We start from the raw sequence: 18,701 nt of genomic DNA, 5'->3' as shown, positions 1-18,701 counted from the left end.
CCGATGACCGCTGTCTCCTCCGAAAAGCCCGTCGGCCCCGGCGATCAGATCATCCTCGTCGATGGCTCGTCGTTCATCTTCCGCGCCTACTTCCAGTCGATCAACCAGGACCAGAAGTACAACACCCGCCCCTCCGACGGCCTGCCCACGGGCGCGGTGCGATTGTTCTGCACCAAGATCGCCCAGTTCGTGCAGGAAGGGGCGGCGGGCGTGATGCCGACCCACCTCGCCATCGTGTTCGACAAGTCCGAGGGCTCGTTCCGCAAGGAACTCTATCCCGACTACAAGGGCCACCGGCCGGACGCGCCTGACGACCTCAAGCGCCAGATGCCGCTCATGCGCGATGCCGTGCGGGCCTTCGGCCTCCAGCCCATCGAGCTCATCCGCTACGAGGCCGACGACCTCATCGCCACCTATTCGCGTCAGGCCGAGGCGCGGGGGGCCGGCGTCATCATCGTCTCGTCCGACAAGGACCTGATGCAGCTCGTGGGCCCCCTGGTGCGGTTCTACGATTTCGAGTCGGGCACCAAGGGCAAGGCCGGGCACCGCCCCGAGCGCAACCTCGACCGCGACGCCATCATCGCCAAGTGGGAGGGGCTGACCCCCGAGCAGATCGGCGACGCCCTGGCGCTCATCGGCGACACCTCGGACAACGTGCCGGGCGTGCCCGGCATCGGCCTGAAGACGGCCGCCGCGCTGATCAAGGAATACGGGAGCCTCGACGCGCTGCTGGAGCGGGCGGGCGAGATCAAGCAGCCGAAGCGCCGCGAGACCCTGCTGGCCAGCATCGATCAGGCCCGGCTCTCGCGAAGGCTCGTGGCCCTCGAAGAGAACGTGCCGGTTCCGATCCCGTTGGACGACCTGCGCCTGCCGAAGCCCGATCCGCAGAAGCTCGTCGGCTTCCTGAAGGCCATGGAGTTCAACACCCTGACGCGGCGCATCGCCCAGATGCTCCACGTCGACCCCGAAGCGGTGCAGCCCGATCCGGCCCTGCTGCCCCAGCGGGCCGAGGCCGAGGACGCGCCCTTCGCGGCGCAGGCCCTCGGCGACCCGGTGCCCCTGGCCCCCGGGGAGGGGCCTGAGATCGATCCCTTCGCCGATCTCGGTCTGCCCGATGTCGCGCCGAAAGCCCGCCGATCCTCCGAGGCGACGCCCGCCGACCTCGTGGCGGCGCGCGCGGCGGAGTCCGTCAAGCCGTTCGACACCGCCGCCTACGAGACCATCGGCCTCGTCGAGCAGCTCGACGCCTGGATCGCCGAGGCCGAGGAGGCGGGAATCGTCGCCGTCGACACGGAGACCGACGCCCTCGACGCCATCAATTCCAATCTCGTCGGCATCTCGCTCTGCGTCGCGCCGGGGCGCGCGGCCTACATCCCCCTGCGCCACCTCGATCCCGTCACGGCGAGCGAGGGCGACCTGTTCGGCGACGCCAAGGCCGCCACCGACGTGTTCCAGCCCGCCGCCGGGCAGATCGATCTCAAGGTGGTGATCGCCCGCCTGAAGCCGCTCCTCGAGAATCCGGGCGTGCTCAAGGTCGGCCAGAACCTCAAATACGATCTGTCCGTGCTAACACGCTACGGCATCGACGTGGCGCCGTTCGACGACACCATGCTGATCTCCTACGTGCTCGATGCCGGCAAGGGCGGCCACGGCATGGACGAACTCGCCCGCCGGCATCTCGGCCACCAGCCGATCACCTTCACGGACGTGGCCGGGACCGGCAAGGCGAAGATCACCTTCGACCGGGTGCCCCTCGACAAGGCCACCGCCTACGCGGCCGAGGACGCCGACGTGACCTTGCGCCTATGGCGGATGATGAAGCCGCGCCTCGTCGCCGAGAAGCGCGTCACCGTCTACGAGACCCTGGAGCGCCCCCTGGTGTCGGTGGTCGCCCGCATGGAAGCGCAGGGCATCCGGGTCGACCGCAACATGCTGAGCCGCCTGTCGGGCGACTTCTCTCAGATCCTCGTGCGCCTCGAGGAGGAGATTCAGGAGGATGCGGGCGAGAAATTCCAGGTGTCGTCGCCGAAGCAGATCGGCGACATCCTGTTCGGCAAGATGGGCCTGCCCGGAGCCAAGAAGACGCCGAACGGCCAATGGGCGACGCCCGCGACCCTGCTCGAGGAACTGGCCCAGGCCGGCCACGAGTTGCCGAAGAAGATCCTGGAATGGCGCCAGCTCGCCAAGCTGAAATCCACCTACACGGATTCGCTGCAGCAGCACGCCGACCGCGAGACCGACCGGGTCCACACCTCGTTCTCGCTCGCCGCCACCACCACGGGCCGGCTGTCGTCGTCGGACCCGAACCTGCAGAACATCCCGATCCGCACGGAGGAGGGCCGTCGCATCCGCCGCGCCTTCGTGGCGGCGGAGGGCAATCGGCTGATCTCGGCCGATTACAGCCAGATCGAACTGCGCCTCCTCGCGCACATCGCCGATATCCCGCAACTGCGCCAGGCGTTCGCGGACGGCATCGACATCCACGCGGCCACCGCCAGCGCCATGTTCGGCGTGCCGCTGTCCGAGATGACGCCGGACCTGCGACGCCGCGCCAAGACCATCAACTTCGGCATCATCTACGGCATCTCGGCCTTCGGGCTCGCCGACCGCCTCGGCATCGGCCGCGAGGAGGCCGGCGCCTTCATCAAGCAGTATTTCGAGCGCTTCCCCGGCATCCGCGACTACATCGACACCACCAAGCGCCTGTGCCGGGATCTGGGCTACGTCACCACCCTGTTCGGCCGGGTGTGCCACTATCCGCAGATCCGTTCCAACAACCCCAACGAGCGGGCGAGCGTCGAGCGCCAGGCCATCAACGCCCCGATCCAGGGCTCCGCCGCCGACATCATCCGCCGGGCGATGATCCGCATGGAGGACGCGCTCAAGGCGGAGCGCCTCAACGTGCGCATGCTGCTGCAGGTGCACGACGAACTCGTGTTCGAGGCGCCGGAGGACGAGGTCGAGAAGGCCCTACCGGTGATCTCGCGGATCATGGTCGAGGCACCGGCGCCCGCTTTAACGTTGAAGGTGCCTTTGGTGGTGGAGGCGCGGGCGGCGTTGAACTGGGAGGAGGCGCACTGAGCTACCGCAAAAGGTCCTCAGCCTTCGAAGGTTATGTCCGAACCGATCAGCAGGTGCCGGGCATTCTTCGGAACCGTGAAACCGTAGCCATCGCCGGCCTGCTCCCATACGAGATGGCCGGCGCGATGATGAGGGCTCCGATAAAGATCGAAGCCGATCCGTTGCAGGGCCAAGTGCAGGGCCTGAACTTCGTCGACCCCGGTGGCGAAGCTGCTCACTCGGCCGTCGGGCCAGTGGAAGTCGTAATGGCAGGTCCAGGCGCCTTCGTCGGGTTCGGGGCCGCCGAGTTCAATCACGACATCGGTCGTAATGTTATCCTTGATCAGTCTCAGCGTTCTCGACGCAACGATCATCGGCGACTCCCGAGTTTCAGAACGGCCATCCGCCCTGTCAATCGGCCGAGGATACGAGGAAAGGCTAGGACATGTTCGCTTCGACGCCCGGATCTCGCAGCCCTCTCGCTCTGGGGCATGCACGCATAACGTGAAGCTTGGTGCGCTGCAGCACAGCCATGCACTCCAAGCGGGAACACCCCCCTTAAGAAAGCGTTGCCGGCGGACGACACGTTGCATCACCACAAGCGCCATCAAGGCGCGTGAGGACATTCTCCGCCATGATTAACACCAAGCTTCTCGCCGCCCTCGGCGTCTCCTTTGCCGCCCTCGCCACCCCGGCGCTGGCCCAGGAGCCCCTGTCGTTCCGCGTGGCGCCGCAATACGACGCCAACTCCGTCGAGGCCCGTGACACCTCGGCCTTCCGCTCCGCCGCTCTGAAGTCGGATGCGGTCAGCATCGAGTCGAGCCGCATCGCCCTGGAGCGCTCGCGCAACCCGAACGTACGCAACTACGCCAAGAACGTGCTGGTCGAGCGCGAGGCCACCACCAAGGCGCTGCTGCCCGAGGGTACCTCGCTGACTGCCGGCGGCACCGTCGTCTCCGACAGCCAGCCCTTCGATACCCGCCTCGACAACCCCGTCGGCGTGGTGCTCGCCCCGGTGACCATCTCGGCCTCCATCGCCCAGAAGATCGTCGGCGGCGTGCTCGGCGGCGTCGGCCTCGTCGACAACAGCCCCGGCGAGCCCGGCCGCCGCGTCGCCATCGGCCCGGAGGGTCAGGCCCGCATCGACAGCCTGAAGAACGCCCGCAGCGCCCGCGAGTTCGACCGCACCTACGCCCGTCAGCAGGCCCGTTCGGACGCCCGGACGCTGGGCCTGTACGAGGCCTATTCGCGCAACGGCGACAACGCCCAGGGCCGCGAGTTCGCCAATCAGGCGCTTCCCTACATCGCCAACCAGCACGGCCACTCGGCGGTCCTGGCCGATCGCATCGGCGGCTGATCCGCACCGCGTCTCCTAACGAAAGGGCCGCCCCGATGGGGCGGCCCTTTCTCGTTTCAGATGGCGGCGGCCGGGTCTCCGCCGAGGGGATTGCCCTCGTCCTCGTTGCGAGGGTCGGCCCTGCGGCGGGACCCGCGATCGAGGAGCGAGCGGCCGAGCGCCCGGAACGGCGCGGTCAGCCGCCGCGCATCGTCGGCGCGCTCCATGAAGCGCTCGCCGTTGCGGATCTCCTTGTCGAGCTTCGCCATGGTGCGGGCCAGCGCCGGGTCGTCGTCGTCGAGCCAGACGTCCACCGTCCCGGCGAAGGCGATGACCACGCCCTGAAGCTTGAGGCGCCCGAGCGGCCCCTCGGTGTTGATGCCGGCCGCCGCCAGCATGAAGCGGTGCGAGTTCAGCGCGACCCCATTGAGGGCCAGCATCGAGAGCGGATCGCCGCGCAGGGACTGGGAGATGCGCCGAAGGGCGTCCTTGTAGGGCGTCATCGCATCGAGGCGGCGCATGAGCACGTCGAACAACCGCTCGCGGGTCGGCTCCTCGGCGAGATCGGTGCTGTCGCCCTCCAGAACCTTGCGGTCGATGATCCTGGCGAGTCCACCCAGGACTGCCCCCTTCGACGGAAACAGGTCGCGGAACTCGGCGAGACTCAAGCCCGCCTCGCGGGCGATGTCGCCGACCTCGATGTCGTTCCAGGGCTGCTCGGCGGCGAGCCGCATCAGGGCTTCGACGGCCGCCTCGCGGGGCGAGGATTTCGGCGCGGCCGGGGCCGTGTCGGCAGCGTCGCTCTCGGCGGCATGACGCGGGGAAGATTTGGGCATGGATGGTCCTCGGGGAGTGCGATCCTCATTCGTGTCCCCTTCCATGTAGGGTGACGGCGGCGGCCTCGTTAGGGCAAAGACCCTACCCGGACAATTCGCCCGCACGGTGCCGCCCCGCCGCCACCGCCTCGCGCAGGAGGTCGGACACGCCGCCGTCCCGCATGAGCACCGCCAGGGCGGCGGCCGTGGTGCCGCCCGGCGAGGTCACGTCCTGGCGCAGGAGCCCGGCGTCGCGGTCCGTGGCGTCGAGCAGCGCGCCGGCCCCCGCAACCGTGGCGCGGGCAAGGCGCGCCGCCATGTCGGCTGGCAAACCGGCGGCGACGCCCGCCTGCGCCATCGCCTCGGCCAGCAGGAACACGTAGGCCGGGCCCGAGCCCGAAACGGCGGTGAGCGCATCGAGGAGGCCCTCGTCGTCGAGCCATTCCACCGAACCGACGCTGGCCAGCAGGGCCTCGGCCTCGACGCGCCGGGACGGCTCCGTGCCGGCACTCGCCACGGCGCCGGTGGCCCCCCGGCCGATGCTGGCCGGCAGGTTCGGCATGGCCCGCACGATGGCCCGCACCCGCGGCAAGCGTGCCTGCAGGTCGGCGATGGTCTTGCCCGCGAGGATCGAGATCACGAGGGTGCGCGCATCGGCGAGCCCCGCCAGCATCGGTGCGGCGGTGTCCAGGCCCTGCGGTTTCATCGCCAGTACCAGGGCGTCCGAGGCCGGCACGGTGGCGGGGTTGAGGGCGAGCCCCCGCGTCGCGCACAGGGCCTCGACCTCGGGGGAGGGATGGGGATCGAGAACCGTGGTGCGCGCTGCATCGAGTCCGCCGGCGAGCCAGCCGGCGAGCATCGCGCCACCCATCTTGCCGGCGCCGACCAGGGTGAGGGAGGCGGGAAGCCGGTTCACGCCTCGCCTTCGGTCTCGAACAGCACGGCGTCGAGGGATTCCCGCGCGGACTTGCCGGCCCAGATCACGAACTGGAACGCCTGATAGTAGCGCTCGCACGCATCCACGGCCGATTTCAGCATCATGGTGCATTGGTTCTGGGTCGGGGTGGAGCCGCCGGTGAGCAGGAGCGAGTGGCGGAACATCACCACGCTGTCCGTGGACCACAGGTCGAAATGCCCGACCCAGAGCTGCTCGTTGATGAGCGACACCAGCCGGAGCACCTCCGTGCGGCGGCGCTCGGGCACCTTGAGGTCGAAGGCGCAGGCCACGTGCAGGGCCTCCACGTCCTCGATCCAGGTGAAGGCGACGTGATAGTCGGCCCAGCGCCCGGCGACCGACACCGACATCTCGTCGGTCTCGGCCCGGTCGAAGATCCAGTCGCGCAGCGACGCGAGGCGCTCGACGATGTCGAGGGGGTGCTCGTGCCGGTCGTGATCTTCGATGTGGAGTTGGGTCATGGCGGTCCAGTTTGGCGATCCGGCACGGATCGTCGGCGTGTTGTGAAGCGGTCTGACGCCCCCGCGTCGCCGTCTTCCGCGATCGGCCAAGCTCATCCCGCGGCGGATGCGTTCGGCGTCAGTCGAGAACGGAACAGGGTGGTTCGAAGCAGGGGCGAATCAGGTCATAGGTCACTATAGACCGTGCCGGACTCGGCTTTCAAAGCGCGCCCGGAAGCCGGTGAACAGGAAAGCGACTGTCCACCGTTCCTTCCTGTGCACAAGCGCCGCGCCCTCCGCAGGAGGGGACGCCGGGTTTTCCGGGTCGACCTCAGAGGATCTCGGTCGCGCCCGCCGCCGGCTCGGAGCCGCGTTCGGCTTCCAGGGCGGCGACGCGATGGGCGAGGGCATCGTTCTGGCTGCGCAGGGCGGCGACCATGTCGCGCAGGACGTCGAGTTCCTCCCGGGAGGCGATGTCCATGTCGCGGATCAGGCGTTCGAACTGCGCCTTGACCACCGTCTCGGCTTCGCGGCGCACCCCTTGGGCGGCACCGGCGGCGTCGGTCATCAGGCGGGCGAAATCGTCGAACAGGCGGTTGGTGCCGGGCCGGTCGGAGCTTTGCATCGGTCGTCTCCCAAAGGGGGCCGCGCTCCGCATCCACGAGCGTCACGAAACCGGCGTCCTATCGCAACGACATAAGAATCGGCGCGGCGTCCGGCAATCCATCGCCGGCGCGCGCTGGCCGCGAAACAGCCGGTTACAAATCCGTGGGCGCCCGGCCCTTCGCCATGCGGGTGCGAGCGGCCATAATCGATGCAGCACATTCCGAGGCTCAACGACCCGCGTCATGACCCAGCCGGCGACCCCTCACATCCTCGTGGTCGAGGACGACCGCGAGATCAGCGCCCTGGTGGCGCGCTATCTCCGGGCCAACGCGTGCCGTGTCACGATCGCGGGAGACGGTCCCGCCATGGACCGGGCGCTGGCGGAGGCCCGCGTCGATCTCGTGGTCCTCGACCTGATGCTGCCCGGCGAGGACGGTCTGAGCCTGTGCCGCCGCCTGCGCACCACCTCGAACGTCCCGATCCTGATGCTCACCGCCAAGGCCGAGGAGATCGACAGGATCGTCGGCCTCGAGATCGGTGCCGACGACTACCTCGGCAAGCCGTTCAACCCCCGCGAACTCCTGGCCCGCATCCGTGCCATCCTGCGGCGGGGCTCGGCGGGGGAGGGCGAGGACGAGGGCGGTGTGCGCCGCCTGCACTTTCTCGACTGGACCCTCGACGTGTCGTTGCGCCAGTTGCACAGTCCCGAGGGCGCCCGCATCGCCGTCACGGGCGCGGAATTCGATCTTCTCCACGCCCTGTGCCTGCGGCCGGGCCGCGTGCTCTCGCGCGACCAGCTCCTCGACCTGACGCAGGGACGCGCCGCCGGCCCGTTCGAGCGCAGCATCGACGTCCTCATCAGCCGCATCCGCCAGAAGATCGAGCGCGATCCGCGCAGCCCCGAGATCATCCGCACCATCCGCTCGGGGGGCTACCTGTTCACGCCGGAGGTCACGCGCACATGAGGGCTTTCGCCAGACGCCACCTCGCCGCCCTGTGGCCCGGCAGCGTCGCCGGTCAGATCGCGCTCCTCATCGTCGCCGCCATGGTGGTGACCCACGCGGTGGCGACCCTCGCGTTCTTCACCCTGCGCGAGCCGTGGCGGCCCGACGATCACCCCGGCGTCGCCGCCACCCGGATCGCGACCCTGGCGCGCCTCCTCGACGCCACGGCGCCGAACGCGCGCGACGCCCTCCTGCGCGGTGCCGCCAGGACCCTGCCGACCCTGCGCATCGCCCCGTGGCCGGCTTCGGCGCCCGAGGGGACGGCGAGCGAGGCTCTGGCGTCGCACACGGTGGTGCAGCGGGTGCGCGACGGATTCGGACGGCCGCTGGCCATCGCCGATCTCGACGCCGCCGACACCCCGCCCGGCATCCGGGTCGGGATCACGACGCCGGAGGGGGCGCGCTTCTCGGCCCTCGTGCCCGACGACGACCGGCCGCCGATCCGGCAGGGGGCCATCGTGGTCACTTTCCTGTTCCTCGCCGTGGTGCTGTCGCTGATCACCATATGGGCGGCGCGCGCGCTGACCCGGCCGCTCGCCCGCCTCGCCCAGGCCGCGGAGGCGTTCGGCACGCGCATGAACGTGGTGGCCTTGCCGGAGAACGGGCCCCAGGAGGTCATCGCCGTCGCCCAGGCCCTCGACCGTATGCGCGCCCGGGTGCGCCGCCTCGTCGACGACCGCACCCAGATGCTGGCGGCCATCAGCCACGATCTGCGCACGCCGATCACGCGCCTGCGCCTGCGCGCCGAATTCATCGAGGACGACCACGCCCGGACCATGACCCTGCGCGACCTCGACCAGATGAACGGCCTGGTCGAGGCGGCCTTGTCCTTCGTGCGTGACGGCCAGACCGGCGAGGGGCGCGCCGTGACGCTCATCGACGTCGCCTCCCTGGTCCAGACCGTCAGCGACGCATTCGCCGATATCGGCGCCGATGTCCGCGTCGCGGCCAGCCGCCACGTTCTCGTGCGGGGCCGGCCGGAGGAACTGCAGCGCGCGGTGACGAACCTCGTCGACAACGCGGTGAAGTACGGCGGCGGCGCGCGTCTGGGCATCGTCCAGACCGAGCATCGGGTGCGGGTGGACGTCAGCGACGACGGTCCCGGCATCCCCGACGCCGAGCGCGAGGCGATGCTGCAGCCCTTCGTGCGCGGGGACCGGGCACGCAACCTCGACACGGCGAGCGGGTTCGGCCTCGGCCTGTCCATCGTGGTCGCCATCGCGGAGGCCCATGACGGGCGCCTGACCCTGATCAACCGCAGCCCGCGCGGTCTCACCGCCCGCCTCGAACTGCCCCTCGCAGCCGGGGCGGTCCGGCCCGGCTCCGACCGGATCGCGGCAGAATAGGCAGCAACAAAATGGCGGTGCGGCCCGGGAACAGTGGCAGCCTTAAAGATTCTAGGTGTTCAGTCCCGCGGTGCGACGGCCCCAGTTTAGCTGATCTGGCTGCATACGGGGAGGCGTCAGGGGACGGGTTCTTCACCGCTGCGCCACGACCACGCACGCGGTCAGAACAGCGCTACGGCGATCGAAAGCTTCGCTTGAAGATCCTGCCGCACAGCGTGGACTGAACTCCAAGTCGGTCGCGAAGTGGCGCAGACGTACCTTCGTGCATGACGCTGCGATGGGACCGAAGACGCCGCGCTCGACCGTGCTCACGACCGGAGAGGAGGCGATCACCTTTGCCTTCCGCCGGTACACCATCCTGGCCGACAACCTGCCGAGCCTGGGCAGACGATCCAAGCCACATCGTTCAGGGCCCGTGCGATCACCCGGCGCCGCGGGACGGTCCTATCCCGATCCTGGAACGCCCGCGTCGGCCGCCATGGAGCAGGAGAGGTCGCTCGACGACAGGGCCTCGGCCACGAACCGGTCGAACGAGGCCACGCAGCGCGGCGTCAGGTGATGGAACACGCCGGCTGTCCCCGAGCGCTCCCCTAGGCCCGCGCCCTCGGCATCGCGCAGGACGTTGCGGACATGGGAACGGGACATGCCGAACCGCGCCCCGAGGTCGGAGAACGAGAGTTCGCGCACCGGCCTGTCCGGCCCCGTGGCGCCGAGCTCGACGAACTTCATCAGGATGTGGATCGCGCATTCGACAACACCGGCGCCCTCAAGGCGTCGTCGAACGCCATCGGCGGCAGCGCGACGGTCAGCCTGACGGGCGTGAGCGACACGGCCAAGCTCGGCCTCGGCAGTACCACGCCGGCGAACGGCACCTTCACGGCCGGCCTCGGCGCGCCGGCCGATGCGGTGGTCTCGTCCGGTACGGATGCCACGGACGGTTCGTCGGTGGCCTCGATCAAGGCCAACACCGCCGTCTCGTCGAGTGTCGCCCTCGCCGCCAACGCCAACGCCTCCTTCGAGCTCACCCTCGGCAGCGGCAGCACCACGACGATCAACCTCATCGGCAGCGCCAAGACGGCCACCGCCGCCGGCCTCGTCGGCGAGATCCAGAAGGCCATCGTCAACGACACCGGCCTCAACGGAAAGGTGAAGGTCAGCCTGGGGAGCGACAAGAAGCTCGCCTTCTCGACGGTGGCCTCCGGTGCGGACCAGAAGCTGACGATCAAGGCCGCCGGGACCGCCGATATCGGCCTGGGGCTCAACACGGCCGGCGCCCTCAAGGGCAGCGGCACCGACAAGGGCGGAAGCCTGGGCGCCAGCTCGCTGCGCTCGACCCTTGCGACGCAGTTCAACAACCTGCTGACCCAAATCACCCAGCAGGCCAAGGATTCGAGCTACAACGGCGTCAACCTGCTGTTCCGCAACGGTAGCAACGCCCCCGAGAATACCCTTCACGTCAGCTTCAACGAGAAGAACACCTCGGCCCTCGACATCCAGGGCGTGAAGTTCGACGCGGAGGGCCTCGGCCTCACGGCGATGACGGGCAACTTCCAGACGGACGAGGAGATCAACGCCGTCATCGAAAAGCTCACGAGCGCCACCACCACCCTGCGGACCCAGTCCTCCACGTTCGGCGCCAACCTCTCGGTGGTGCAGAACCGGCAGGATTTCACCAAGAACCTGACCAACATCCTCGACACGGGGGCGGCCAACCTCACCAACGCCGATCTCGACGAGGAGGCGGCCAACTCGCAGGCGCTCTCGACCCGCAACTCCCTGGCGGTCTCGGCCCTGTCGCTCGCCAATCAGGCGCAGCAGGGCATCCTTCAGCTCCTGCGGTAAGCCACGGCGATCCCGAAAGAGAGGAATCGCCCGTCTCCCGGAGAGGCGGGCGGAAGGCGGTCGAGGCCGGCGCGGCGAGGGGCTGGATGCCGCGGGTCCTCGGACCCGACCGGCTCCAGCGACGACAGACCCCAGGGCAGCTGCAACCCCCGGGAAGGACGTCGGGACCGGGCCGGTCCCGACGTACGACTGCACACACGTGGCGGCGGGCGCCGCGTTACGAATCCTTCAGTCATGCACGGCTTATGGAGAGGGGCGAGCGCGCCGACGCGCCGTGCTCGGCTCAGACGAGGAACGACATGGCGGCCAAACTCGCGATCGCGGAGATTGCGGACGATGCGGATTGGGATCGGCGGGTCTGGGCTCGGCCGCGGGCAAACATCTACTGCGCCACCCCTTGGGGATCCTACAAGGCGCGGCGCGGCCTGACGGTCCGGCGCGCGGTCGTGACCGCCGATGGCGAGGAACTCGCGTTCGTGCAATGGCAGGAGCGTCGCAAGGGACCGGTCCGTTTCGTCCATGTCCAGGGTGGACCGTTGCTGACCGGTGCGGGCGAACGCCGTGCGGAAGCGGTGTTTCGGAGCTTCGTCGCGCATCTCGATCTCGGGCGGCTCGATCTCCTCGCCATCGACTACGAGGGGTTCGAGAGCCAGGATGCGACGCTCGCGCTCCTGATGCTCGGTTTCGCCCCGGTCGTCCAGGCGCGCGACCACACGTTCGAGCTCGATTTGGGCCAGGATCTCGAAACGATCCGGGCGGCGATGGAGCCGCGCTGGCGTAAGCCTCTGAACAAGGCCGAGCGGAACGCCGACCTGACGACGCACTTCCTCGAGGAGCGCACGGAACGCCTGGCGGCGTTCGACGACTTCACGGCTATGTACGCGCGGCTGCGGCAGCGCAAGGGGTTCGCCACCACCCTCCAGACCGACGCCTATCGCGAAGTCGCGGCCAGCGACCCGCGCGTCCTCATTCTCGATGTGCGTGAGAAGGGGGAGCGCGTCCTCGTACGGATCGCCCACCTCTCGGCCGAGCGCTGCACCGACTTCTACACGGCCTCGAACGATCGTGCCCGCGCCACGAGCGCTGCCAGTCTCGCGGTCTGGCGCCTCGTCGAGCGGGCCAAGGCGGAGGCGTGCCACGTGTTCGATTTCGGCGGGATCGATCCGGCTTCGAACCGGGCCGTCTTCGACTTCAAGCACGGTCTCGGGGCGACGGTCGTGCAGCACGATCCGCTCTGGATCTACGCGAAATCGCCGGCGGTCCAGAAGGCTGCCGGCCTCCTGCTGTCGCTGCGCTGAACGCCGCGTGCCGCATGGCCGTCGGAGGCGCGGCCGCATGGCCCTCGGAGCCGCACCTTCGCCGAATGCCCGGAACGACGCATCGTACCGCGGTTCAGGACATCCGGGCGGCGGTTTGGCTCAGCGCGGAGTGGCGATAGTCGCGCGGGCTCAAACCGTATCGATCGCGAAAGCGGCGCGAGAAATGGGCTTGGCTCGCGAAGCCGCATCCATGGGCCAACTCGCCCAGTTGCACGTGTAGGCAGGCCGGATCGGACAGGCGCTTCGCCGCCCGCTCCAGTCGCTGGTGCCAGATCCAGGCCGTGACGTTGCGCCCGTGCTCGCGGAACAGCGCCTGGAGTTGACGCAACGAAACACCCACCGCCACGGCGACCTGCGACACGTCGAGGCCCGGGTCGCCGAGATGGGTCGCTACATAGGCCTTGGCCCGTTGGACCGTCAGCGTCCCGTGCAGGGCCTTGGGCGTCTCCAGCGCCATGCGCTCGGCGAGGCTCGCGGCCACGAGGTCGATGCCGATGGACGTCATGCGTTCGGCCGCATGCGGCGTCAGCCGATGCCCCACGCTCATGAGATTGCGAAAGTAGGACCGGGCGAGAATCGTGACCGGCCGGCTGCCATCCATCGTCAGACCCGCGAAATGGCGCGCCGCGCCCAGCTGGTTCTCCAGGCGGTCCCGGGGGATCTCGATGGCCAGCACGTCCGAACGATTTCCGTGCTCGATCCTCCAGGGCGAGTTCGTGTCGCGTATGGAGAGATCGCCGGGTCTGTCGGTCGTGGAATGCCCATTCTGTTCCGAACTGACGGTGCCGGACAGCACCAGGCTCAGGAATAGCTTGTCGGTCCTGTTGTTCTGGTGCCGGATCGTTCGTGAGTTCGTCGCGCACTTGAGGTTGCTCAAGCCGAACTGCGTGAAGGACATTCCGCCGACGCTGGTGCCTTCGATCACCGCATCGAACGCCTGGTCGTTCAGACGACTTTGGTCCATGGGAACGAGACGATCTTCGCAGATCTCCCGCCAGAGGCCGAAGCGGTCCTGAGACTTCACGTCGTTTGTCGAGAATATCCTCTCCAAATTCATGATCCTGCTGCACGCGTGCGGGGAACCCGCCGAGGACTGTCATGCCCTCCCCGATCGGAATGGCGCTTCGCCCCCGGGACGGCACACCCGATCGTGTGTTCGCATCGGCGACTGCGGGCAATGCGAACCCGTCCGGTGGCGACAATCTTAACATGGATCAGCATCGAACGGGAAGGCGAGCCCCTCGGCTGCGTTCGCCGGGATCCTCGCGACCCGGTCCGCGGAATCGCGGCGATCGATGGGTTTCGGACCAGGTGCGAGACTTCGGACCGGGACGCCGAACGCGGGATTCGGTTAACCCCGCGGCCAAGCTGTCGGGTTTCGATTCAAACGAACGGTTCTTCGCCGCGTTGTTCGTCTGCGCTGTCCCGAAATCGATGCCGGTTGCGCAGCGGCTCATGAGTGAAATTCCGCGATGATCCATCAGCTTGTCTATTACAGCCGTAACGCCGTTCTTGGTAACGATCGTGCCATGCTGACGAACCTGCGAGAGATCGTGTCGGCCTCCCAGCGAAACAACAGCCGCGATGGGATCACTGGATTCCTGATTTTCGACAAGACATGGTTCATCCAGGTCCTCGAAGGGGAACAGGCGCAGGTGAGTGCGACCTACACCCGCATTGCCCGCGACCCGCGGCATATGACGGCCACGATCATGGATGCCCGCAATGTTCAGGGCCGGTCCTTCCCGAACTGGACCATGGGCGGCGCCATGCGGACGCCCGAAGTGGAAGAAGTCTATCTCGGGCACGGCATCGGCAGTGCCATTGATCCGACCCGCCTGAAGAGTGCGACGATCATCGGGCTGGCCCTCGATCTCCAGGCCTTCGACGCCGCGAAACGTCAGAACCAGCGCCTCGCGAGCTGAAGATCCGCTTGCGGGCGGCCCGTGCCGTAATCGGGTGCCGCCTTTTCTCGGGTCATGTCGGTCGCGGCGTACAGTGCACCGATCGCTGCCACCGACACAGAAATCTCCCCTCGTTTCAGGGCGAACCCCACCGCATGCGGCCGAGCCTGCGTCTGGGTGGGGTGCGCTCGGCGACGATCGCTCATCGTTCGGATGATGCATCGTACCGGCAATCGGTGGCACCGGATCCCGGGGGAGGGAAATATAGTAATAATATAAATTTAGTGATTTTATGATCTTTTGAGTGGGAGGTTCATAGGCTGGATCTTGAGAGATAAGCGAAGGTCCGTGATTTTAAGGACGGCAATTCAAATGTCGCGCTCGAGTTTTTCAGGAATGCGTCTTGGCGTATCGGGACGCGCGACCGCTTTGATCCTTGTGCTCGTCTTTGCCGGTTTCGCCGCCTGTTCCGCGTACATCTACCGCTCGCAATCCGCGGCTTTGCGCGCCGATGTGCAGACCAACATGTCCGCCTTGAGCACGACCGCTGCACGTGCTGTCGGCAACTGGCTTAGCGGCAAGCTCGACCTGACCCGGCTGATGGCCCAGCAGGTGACCATCGCGGGCACCGGTTCGAATACGGACGATATCCTGAATGCGCCGATCGCCCGCGAAGCTTTCGTGCTGAACTTCTTCGGGCGCGCCGACGGCTACTACACGAAGATGCCGAAGAGTGAGATCGCAGCCGGCTACGATCCCCGCCAGCGCCCCTGGTACAAGGGCGTGGTCGAGGCCAACGGTCCCGCGCTGACGGAGCCTTACGTCTCTTCGACCGCGAAGCAGCTCACGATCACGGCTTCGGCGCCGGCCGCCAGTGGAACGGGCGGCCTCATCGGCGTGGCCGGCAGCGATTTCGACCTCGGGGCCCTCTCCAAGATGATCAACGAGGTCGAGACCGACGGGCATGGCTACGCCTACCTCGTCTCCGGCGCCGGCAAGATCCTGATCCACCCGCGCGCTGAACTGATCGGCAAGCCGCTGTCCGAGCTGCTCGGCGGTTCCCCGCCGAAGATCGGCGGGTTGCCCGTCGAGACGCGCGAGGGCGAGCGGGCGACGCTCACGGTGTTCGCGCGCGTGCCGAATCTTCCCGCCGCCCTCGATTGGTACGTGGCCCTGTCCGTGGACAGCGCCAAGGCCTTCGCGCCGGTGATGCACCTGTTCGAGATCATGGTCGTCGCGACCCTGGCCGTGCTGCTCGTCCTCGCCATCGTCGTCAGCCGGATGATGGCCGTCACCGTCGCACGTCCGCTGAAGCGCCTGGTGGCCGCCCTGGAGCAGATGGCCCAGGGAGCCGTGGACGCCAAGATCGCCGAAGCCGGCCGGCATGACGAGATCGGTGCCGTCGGGCGCGCGGTCGAGGGGATCCGCGGGATGGTGGCGCGCAAGGCACTCGAAGAGGCCGAGCGGAAGCAGCTCACCGAGGAGGTCGCCGCGGCCGAGCGCAAGCGCACGATGATCGCCCTGGCGGATGGCTTCGAGGCGGCGGTCGGCGGGATCGTCGGTCTGGTGTCCTCCTCGGCCACCGAACTCCAGGCGACGGCACAGAGCATGACGGCGACGGCGTCGGAGACGGCCGTGAGATCGACGGGCGTCGCGGCCGCCGCCGAGGAGACCGCCACCAACGTCAACACGGTCGCGGTTGCGGCCGAGGAGCTCGGCGCATCGGTGCAGGAGATCGCGCGGCAGGTGGCGGGTTCGGCGAATCTCGCCCAGACGGCGGTTCTCGAAGCCGAACAGAGCGCGCATCTGGTCCAGGAACTGCACGAGGCGGTGTCGCAGATCGATGCCGTGGTCGGGTTGATCTCGACGATCGCAGGCCAGACCAACCTTCTCGCCCTCAACGCCACCATCGAAGCGGCGCGGGCCGGCGCCGCGGGCAAAGGATTCTCCGTGGTCGCCGCCGAGGTGAAGGCCCTGGCCGACCAGACCGCCCGGGCGACCGGGGAGATCACGGGCCACATTCGGCGTATCCAGAGCTCGACCGGTCAGGCCGCCTCGGCGATCGACGGCATCGGCACGCGCATCCGCGAGATCGACGGCCTGGCGACATCCATCGCGTCGGCGGTCGAGGAGCAGGAGGCGGCGACGCAGGAGATCGCCCACAACGTCGTGCAGGTCGCCAGGGGTACGAGCGAGGTGACGGACAACTTCGCCAGTGTGGCGCGCGCATCGGAGGATACCGGGGCCGCTGCGAGCCAGGTGCTCGCATCGGCGTCCGAGCTGTCGCGGCAGTCGGAACACCTGGCCGCGGAGGTCGGCCGGTTCGTCGCACGGGTGCGTGCCGCCTGAGATCGGGGCGAGGGATTCGGGGCCGCGAGCAGACCCCCGGACACGGGCGAGCGCCGGCGGGATCGGGGCTTTCCGCATCGGCCCTTCACCGCGATCCGCGAAGGCGCTCAGGGCTGCCGCTCGGTCGTCCGTTGCCAGCGGCCCGGGCTCATCGCCTCCTCACGGGCGAAGACCCGGGTGAAATGGCTCTGATCGGCAAAGCCGCAGGCGAGGGCGATCTCCGCCAGGGACCGGTCCTGCGCGCGCATCATCACCTTTGCGCGGGCGACGCGCTGGCGCACCAGCCATGCATGCGGAGATGTCCCTACGGACTGCCGGAAGGCGCGCGTGAAGTGACTCACCGACAGGCCGCACGCCGCCGCCACTGCTCGCAGGCACGGAGCAGCGCCGAGTTCGGCGCGAATGCGCTCCTGCGCGAGCCGAACCTGCCAGGGCGCCAGGCCGCCTCGGGTGCGTGTGGGGACGTGTCCGGCCTCCGCATGGACACCGAGCAGGTGAGCCGCCAGGGCGCGGGCGAGCTGGATGCGGAAGATGGCGGCGCCGCGGTCCGGGCGATCGAGGGTCGCCACGGCGCTCGCCGCGAGGTCGTGAATGGTGGGGTCCACCAGGGTCCGGCCATGCACCGGTTTCAGGGCCTCCATGGGGTCGAGATCGCGGAGGCCCATGCTGTCGGCCACGTCCGCCAGAACCCTGCTCGACAGCCAGACCTGGACGGTTCCGGCGCGATCCCGGCAGACGGACCGGGCGCGGATGTCGAGGAGGATCACGGCGCTCGGACAGATCCGCTCGGGTGCCCCGTGATCGCCGCCGCCCCCGTACGGGCTGCCCGGATGGTCCGCCAGCGGCACCTGGAGCACCAGCCCGTCGCGCGGTAGGGTTGGACGACGGTGCGCTCCCGTCGGCGCCTTCGTTCGCCAATCGACGAAGGCGATGCCGTCGGTCCCCCTGTCCGGCCGTCCGCCCTGCCGGATCCGGGACCGGTCCCCGCTCCGGGGCGGTGCGTCCAGGACAATCGGAGTGCCGCGCGAGCGTCGGCCGGGGGTTGGGTCCGTCGGGGCGATGGTCGCACTCCGCATGCTGCCGGAATCTCCTCACGAGCCTCTGGTCGAACTCGTTCTGCGTGGGGAAAGCGTACCTTGTCTCTCGGCATCCTGCTCGGCCATGTCCTCCGGGCCGGTTGCATCCGACAGCCGAGATGATGAGCCTGGAAGGGGCACGCGCGATGCCGCATTCCTTCAAGTCGCGCGCCGATTCGGCAAGCCGTTTTACCCCCGAGCCCCCATAGCTCCGGTCGGCGGTCGCGAGGGATCGCGTCGGTTTCGCCGTCGCCCGGCGGAGCCGAACGGAGGGACACCGAGCCATGCCGATCGGAGGCACACCCATCCCCGGAAAACGCCTCGCCGCCGCCCGGCTCCGGACCTTCGGGTCTATCGTCGCGCAGGTCCCCGCGAGCCTCGACCGGGTGTCGAGCCATGCCTTTGTCTGCAACGTCGTCGCGATGACGGCCGCGCTTCGGCACCCGCCTGCATTCCGGCTCGAACGGATGCACACCGGGACCCGCGTGACGACCATCGAGATCGACGAGGATTACGGCGACGCGTCTAGCCTGGGAATCGACGGCGCCGAAACGATGTTCGGGGCTTCCGAAGATCACCGAGATGGTCTCAACTGCATCACGCGTGCCCGTAACGGCCACGACGTTCGCTTCCTCTAGGACAGGACACT

The 18,701-nt window shown here is 68.5% G+C and carries 17 protein-coding genes; 9 read left to right on the top strand and 8 right to left on the bottom strand.

Translation table 11 applies throughout. The annotated features are described in order from the left end of the window. Positions 1 to 3: 3 nt before the first annotated feature. A complete protein-coding gene (gene polA, locus ASF25_RS02850; protein ID WP_056303091.1) occupies positions 4 to 3,081 on the top strand; it encodes a DNA polymerase I in 3,078 nt (1,025 codons plus the stop codon). 17 nt (positions 3,082 to 3,098) lie between these two features. Here the strand turns inward: polA and ASF25_RS02845 are convergent, their stop codons facing one another. Next, positions 3,099 to 3,434 carry a hypothetical protein gene (locus tag ASF25_RS02845; RefSeq protein ID WP_056303089.1) on the bottom strand — a complete coding sequence of 112 codons (336 nt, stop codon included), beginning with the start codon at positions 3,432 to 3,434 and terminating at the stop codon, positions 3,099 to 3,101. 260 nt (positions 3,435 to 3,694) lie between these two features. On the opposite strand from ASF25_RS02845, the gene ASF25_RS02840 reads away from it, so the two are divergent. After that, entirely contained in the window at positions 3,695 to 4,417 is a 723-nt protein-coding gene (locus ASF25_RS02840) for a DUF4142 domain-containing protein (protein ID WP_056303087.1), read from the top strand. A 56-nt stretch (positions 4,418 to 4,473) separates the two neighbouring features. On the opposite strand, the gene ASF25_RS02835 is transcribed toward ASF25_RS02840, so the two are convergent. The 4 genes from ASF25_RS02835 to ASF25_RS02820 form a co-directional block, all read right to left on the bottom strand. Continuing rightward, positions 4,474 to 5,232, bottom strand: coding sequence for a hypothetical protein (locus tag ASF25_RS02835; protein ID WP_056303085.1), 759 nt, complete (start codon positions 5,230 to 5,232; stop codon positions 4,474 to 4,476). Between the two features lie 82 nt (positions 5,233 to 5,314). Further along, positions 5,315 to 6,127 carry a pyrroline-5-carboxylate reductase gene (gene proC / locus ASF25_RS02830; protein WP_056303083.1) on the bottom strand — a complete coding sequence of 271 codons (813 nt, stop codon included), beginning with the start codon at positions 6,125 to 6,127 and terminating at the stop codon, positions 5,315 to 5,317. Further along, positions 6,124 to 6,627: a YbjN domain-containing protein gene (locus ASF25_RS02825; protein ID WP_056088634.1), complete on the bottom strand. Its 504-nt coding sequence runs from the start codon at positions 6,625 to 6,627 to the stop codon at positions 6,124 to 6,126. Before ASF25_RS02825 ends, proC begins: the two co-directional genes overlap by 4 nt. Positions 6,628 to 6,937: 310 nt before the next feature. Then, on the bottom strand, positions 6,938 to 7,231 hold the full coding sequence (locus ASF25_RS02820) for an accessory factor UbiK family protein (RefSeq protein ID WP_056166187.1): 294 nt from the start codon (positions 7,229 to 7,231) through the stop codon (positions 6,938 to 6,940). Between the two features lie 223 nt (positions 7,232 to 7,454). Between ASF25_RS02820 and ASF25_RS02815 the strand changes: the two genes are divergently transcribed. Together ASF25_RS02815 and ASF25_RS02810 are read left to right on the top strand one after the other, a co-directional pair. After that, complete coding sequence (locus ASF25_RS02815; RefSeq protein ID WP_056166190.1) at positions 7,455 to 8,177, top strand: response regulator; 723 nt, start codon at positions 7,455 to 7,457, stop codon at positions 8,175 to 8,177. Then, a complete protein-coding gene (locus ASF25_RS02810) occupies positions 8,174 to 9,562 on the top strand; it encodes an ATP-binding protein (protein WP_056166193.1) in 1,389 nt (462 codons plus the stop codon). Before ASF25_RS02815 ends, ASF25_RS02810 begins: the two co-directional genes overlap by 4 nt. A 444-nt stretch (positions 9,563 to 10,006) precedes the next feature. Here the strand turns inward: ASF25_RS02810 and ASF25_RS02805 are convergent, their stop codons facing one another. After that, complete coding sequence (locus ASF25_RS02805) at positions 10,007 to 10,291, bottom strand: hypothetical protein (RefSeq protein ID WP_056303081.1); 285 nt, start codon at positions 10,289 to 10,291, stop codon at positions 10,007 to 10,009. 6 nt (positions 10,292 to 10,297) lie between these two features. Here ASF25_RS02805 and ASF25_RS02800 point away from each other — a divergent pair, with 6 nt between their 5' ends. Continuing rightward, positions 10,298 to 11,404: a flagellin gene (locus ASF25_RS02800; RefSeq protein ID WP_056303080.1), complete on the top strand. Its 1,107-nt coding sequence runs from the start codon at positions 10,298 to 10,300 to the stop codon at positions 11,402 to 11,404. 299 nt (positions 11,405 to 11,703) lie between these two features. Beyond that, a complete protein-coding gene (locus ASF25_RS02795) occupies positions 11,704 to 12,702 on the top strand; it encodes a GNAT family N-acetyltransferase (RefSeq protein ID WP_056303078.1) in 999 nt (332 codons plus the stop codon). A gap of 94 nt (positions 12,703 to 12,796) precedes the next feature. On the opposite strand, the gene ASF25_RS02790 is transcribed toward ASF25_RS02795, so the two are convergent. Beyond that, entirely contained in the window at positions 12,797 to 13,780 is a 984-nt protein-coding gene (locus ASF25_RS02790; protein ID WP_082502436.1) for a helix-turn-helix domain-containing protein, read from the bottom strand. Positions 13,781 to 14,195: 415 nt separating this feature from the next. Between ASF25_RS02790 and ASF25_RS02785 the strand changes: the two genes are divergently transcribed. Then, positions 14,196 to 14,648, top strand: coding sequence for a BLUF domain-containing protein (locus tag ASF25_RS02785; protein ID WP_056166206.1), 453 nt, complete (start codon positions 14,196 to 14,198; stop codon positions 14,646 to 14,648). A gap of 351 nt (positions 14,649 to 14,999) precedes the next feature. After that, positions 15,000 to 16,976 (top strand): methyl-accepting chemotaxis protein, encoded by a 1,977-nt coding sequence (locus tag ASF25_RS02780; protein ID WP_244472871.1) that lies wholly within the window; start codon positions 15,000 to 15,002, stop codon positions 16,974 to 16,976. A 107-nt stretch (positions 16,977 to 17,083) separates the two neighbouring features. Here ASF25_RS02780 and ASF25_RS02775 read toward each other — a convergent pair whose 3' ends face one another. After that, the gene (locus ASF25_RS02775; RefSeq protein ID WP_056303075.1) at positions 17,084 to 17,833 is read right to left on the bottom strand and encodes an AraC family transcriptional regulator; all 750 of its coding nucleotides are present in this window, start codon (positions 17,831 to 17,833) and stop codon (positions 17,084 to 17,086) included. Positions 17,834 to 18,336: 503 nt separating this feature from the next. Between ASF25_RS02775 and ASF25_RS02770 the strand changes: the two genes are divergently transcribed. Next, the gene (locus ASF25_RS02770; protein WP_056303072.1) at positions 18,337 to 18,690 is read left to right on the top strand and encodes a hypothetical protein; all 354 of its coding nucleotides are present in this window, start codon (positions 18,337 to 18,339) and stop codon (positions 18,688 to 18,690) included. Positions 18,691 to 18,701 lie beyond the last annotated feature (11 nt).

Source organism: Methylobacterium sp. Leaf100, from assembly GCF_001422845.1.
Taxonomy (GTDB): domain Bacteria; phylum Pseudomonadota; class Alphaproteobacteria; order Rhizobiales; family Beijerinckiaceae; genus Methylobacterium.
Note: the sequence above shows the minus strand (reverse complement) of the source record. Positions and strands in the feature narration are given on the sequence as shown.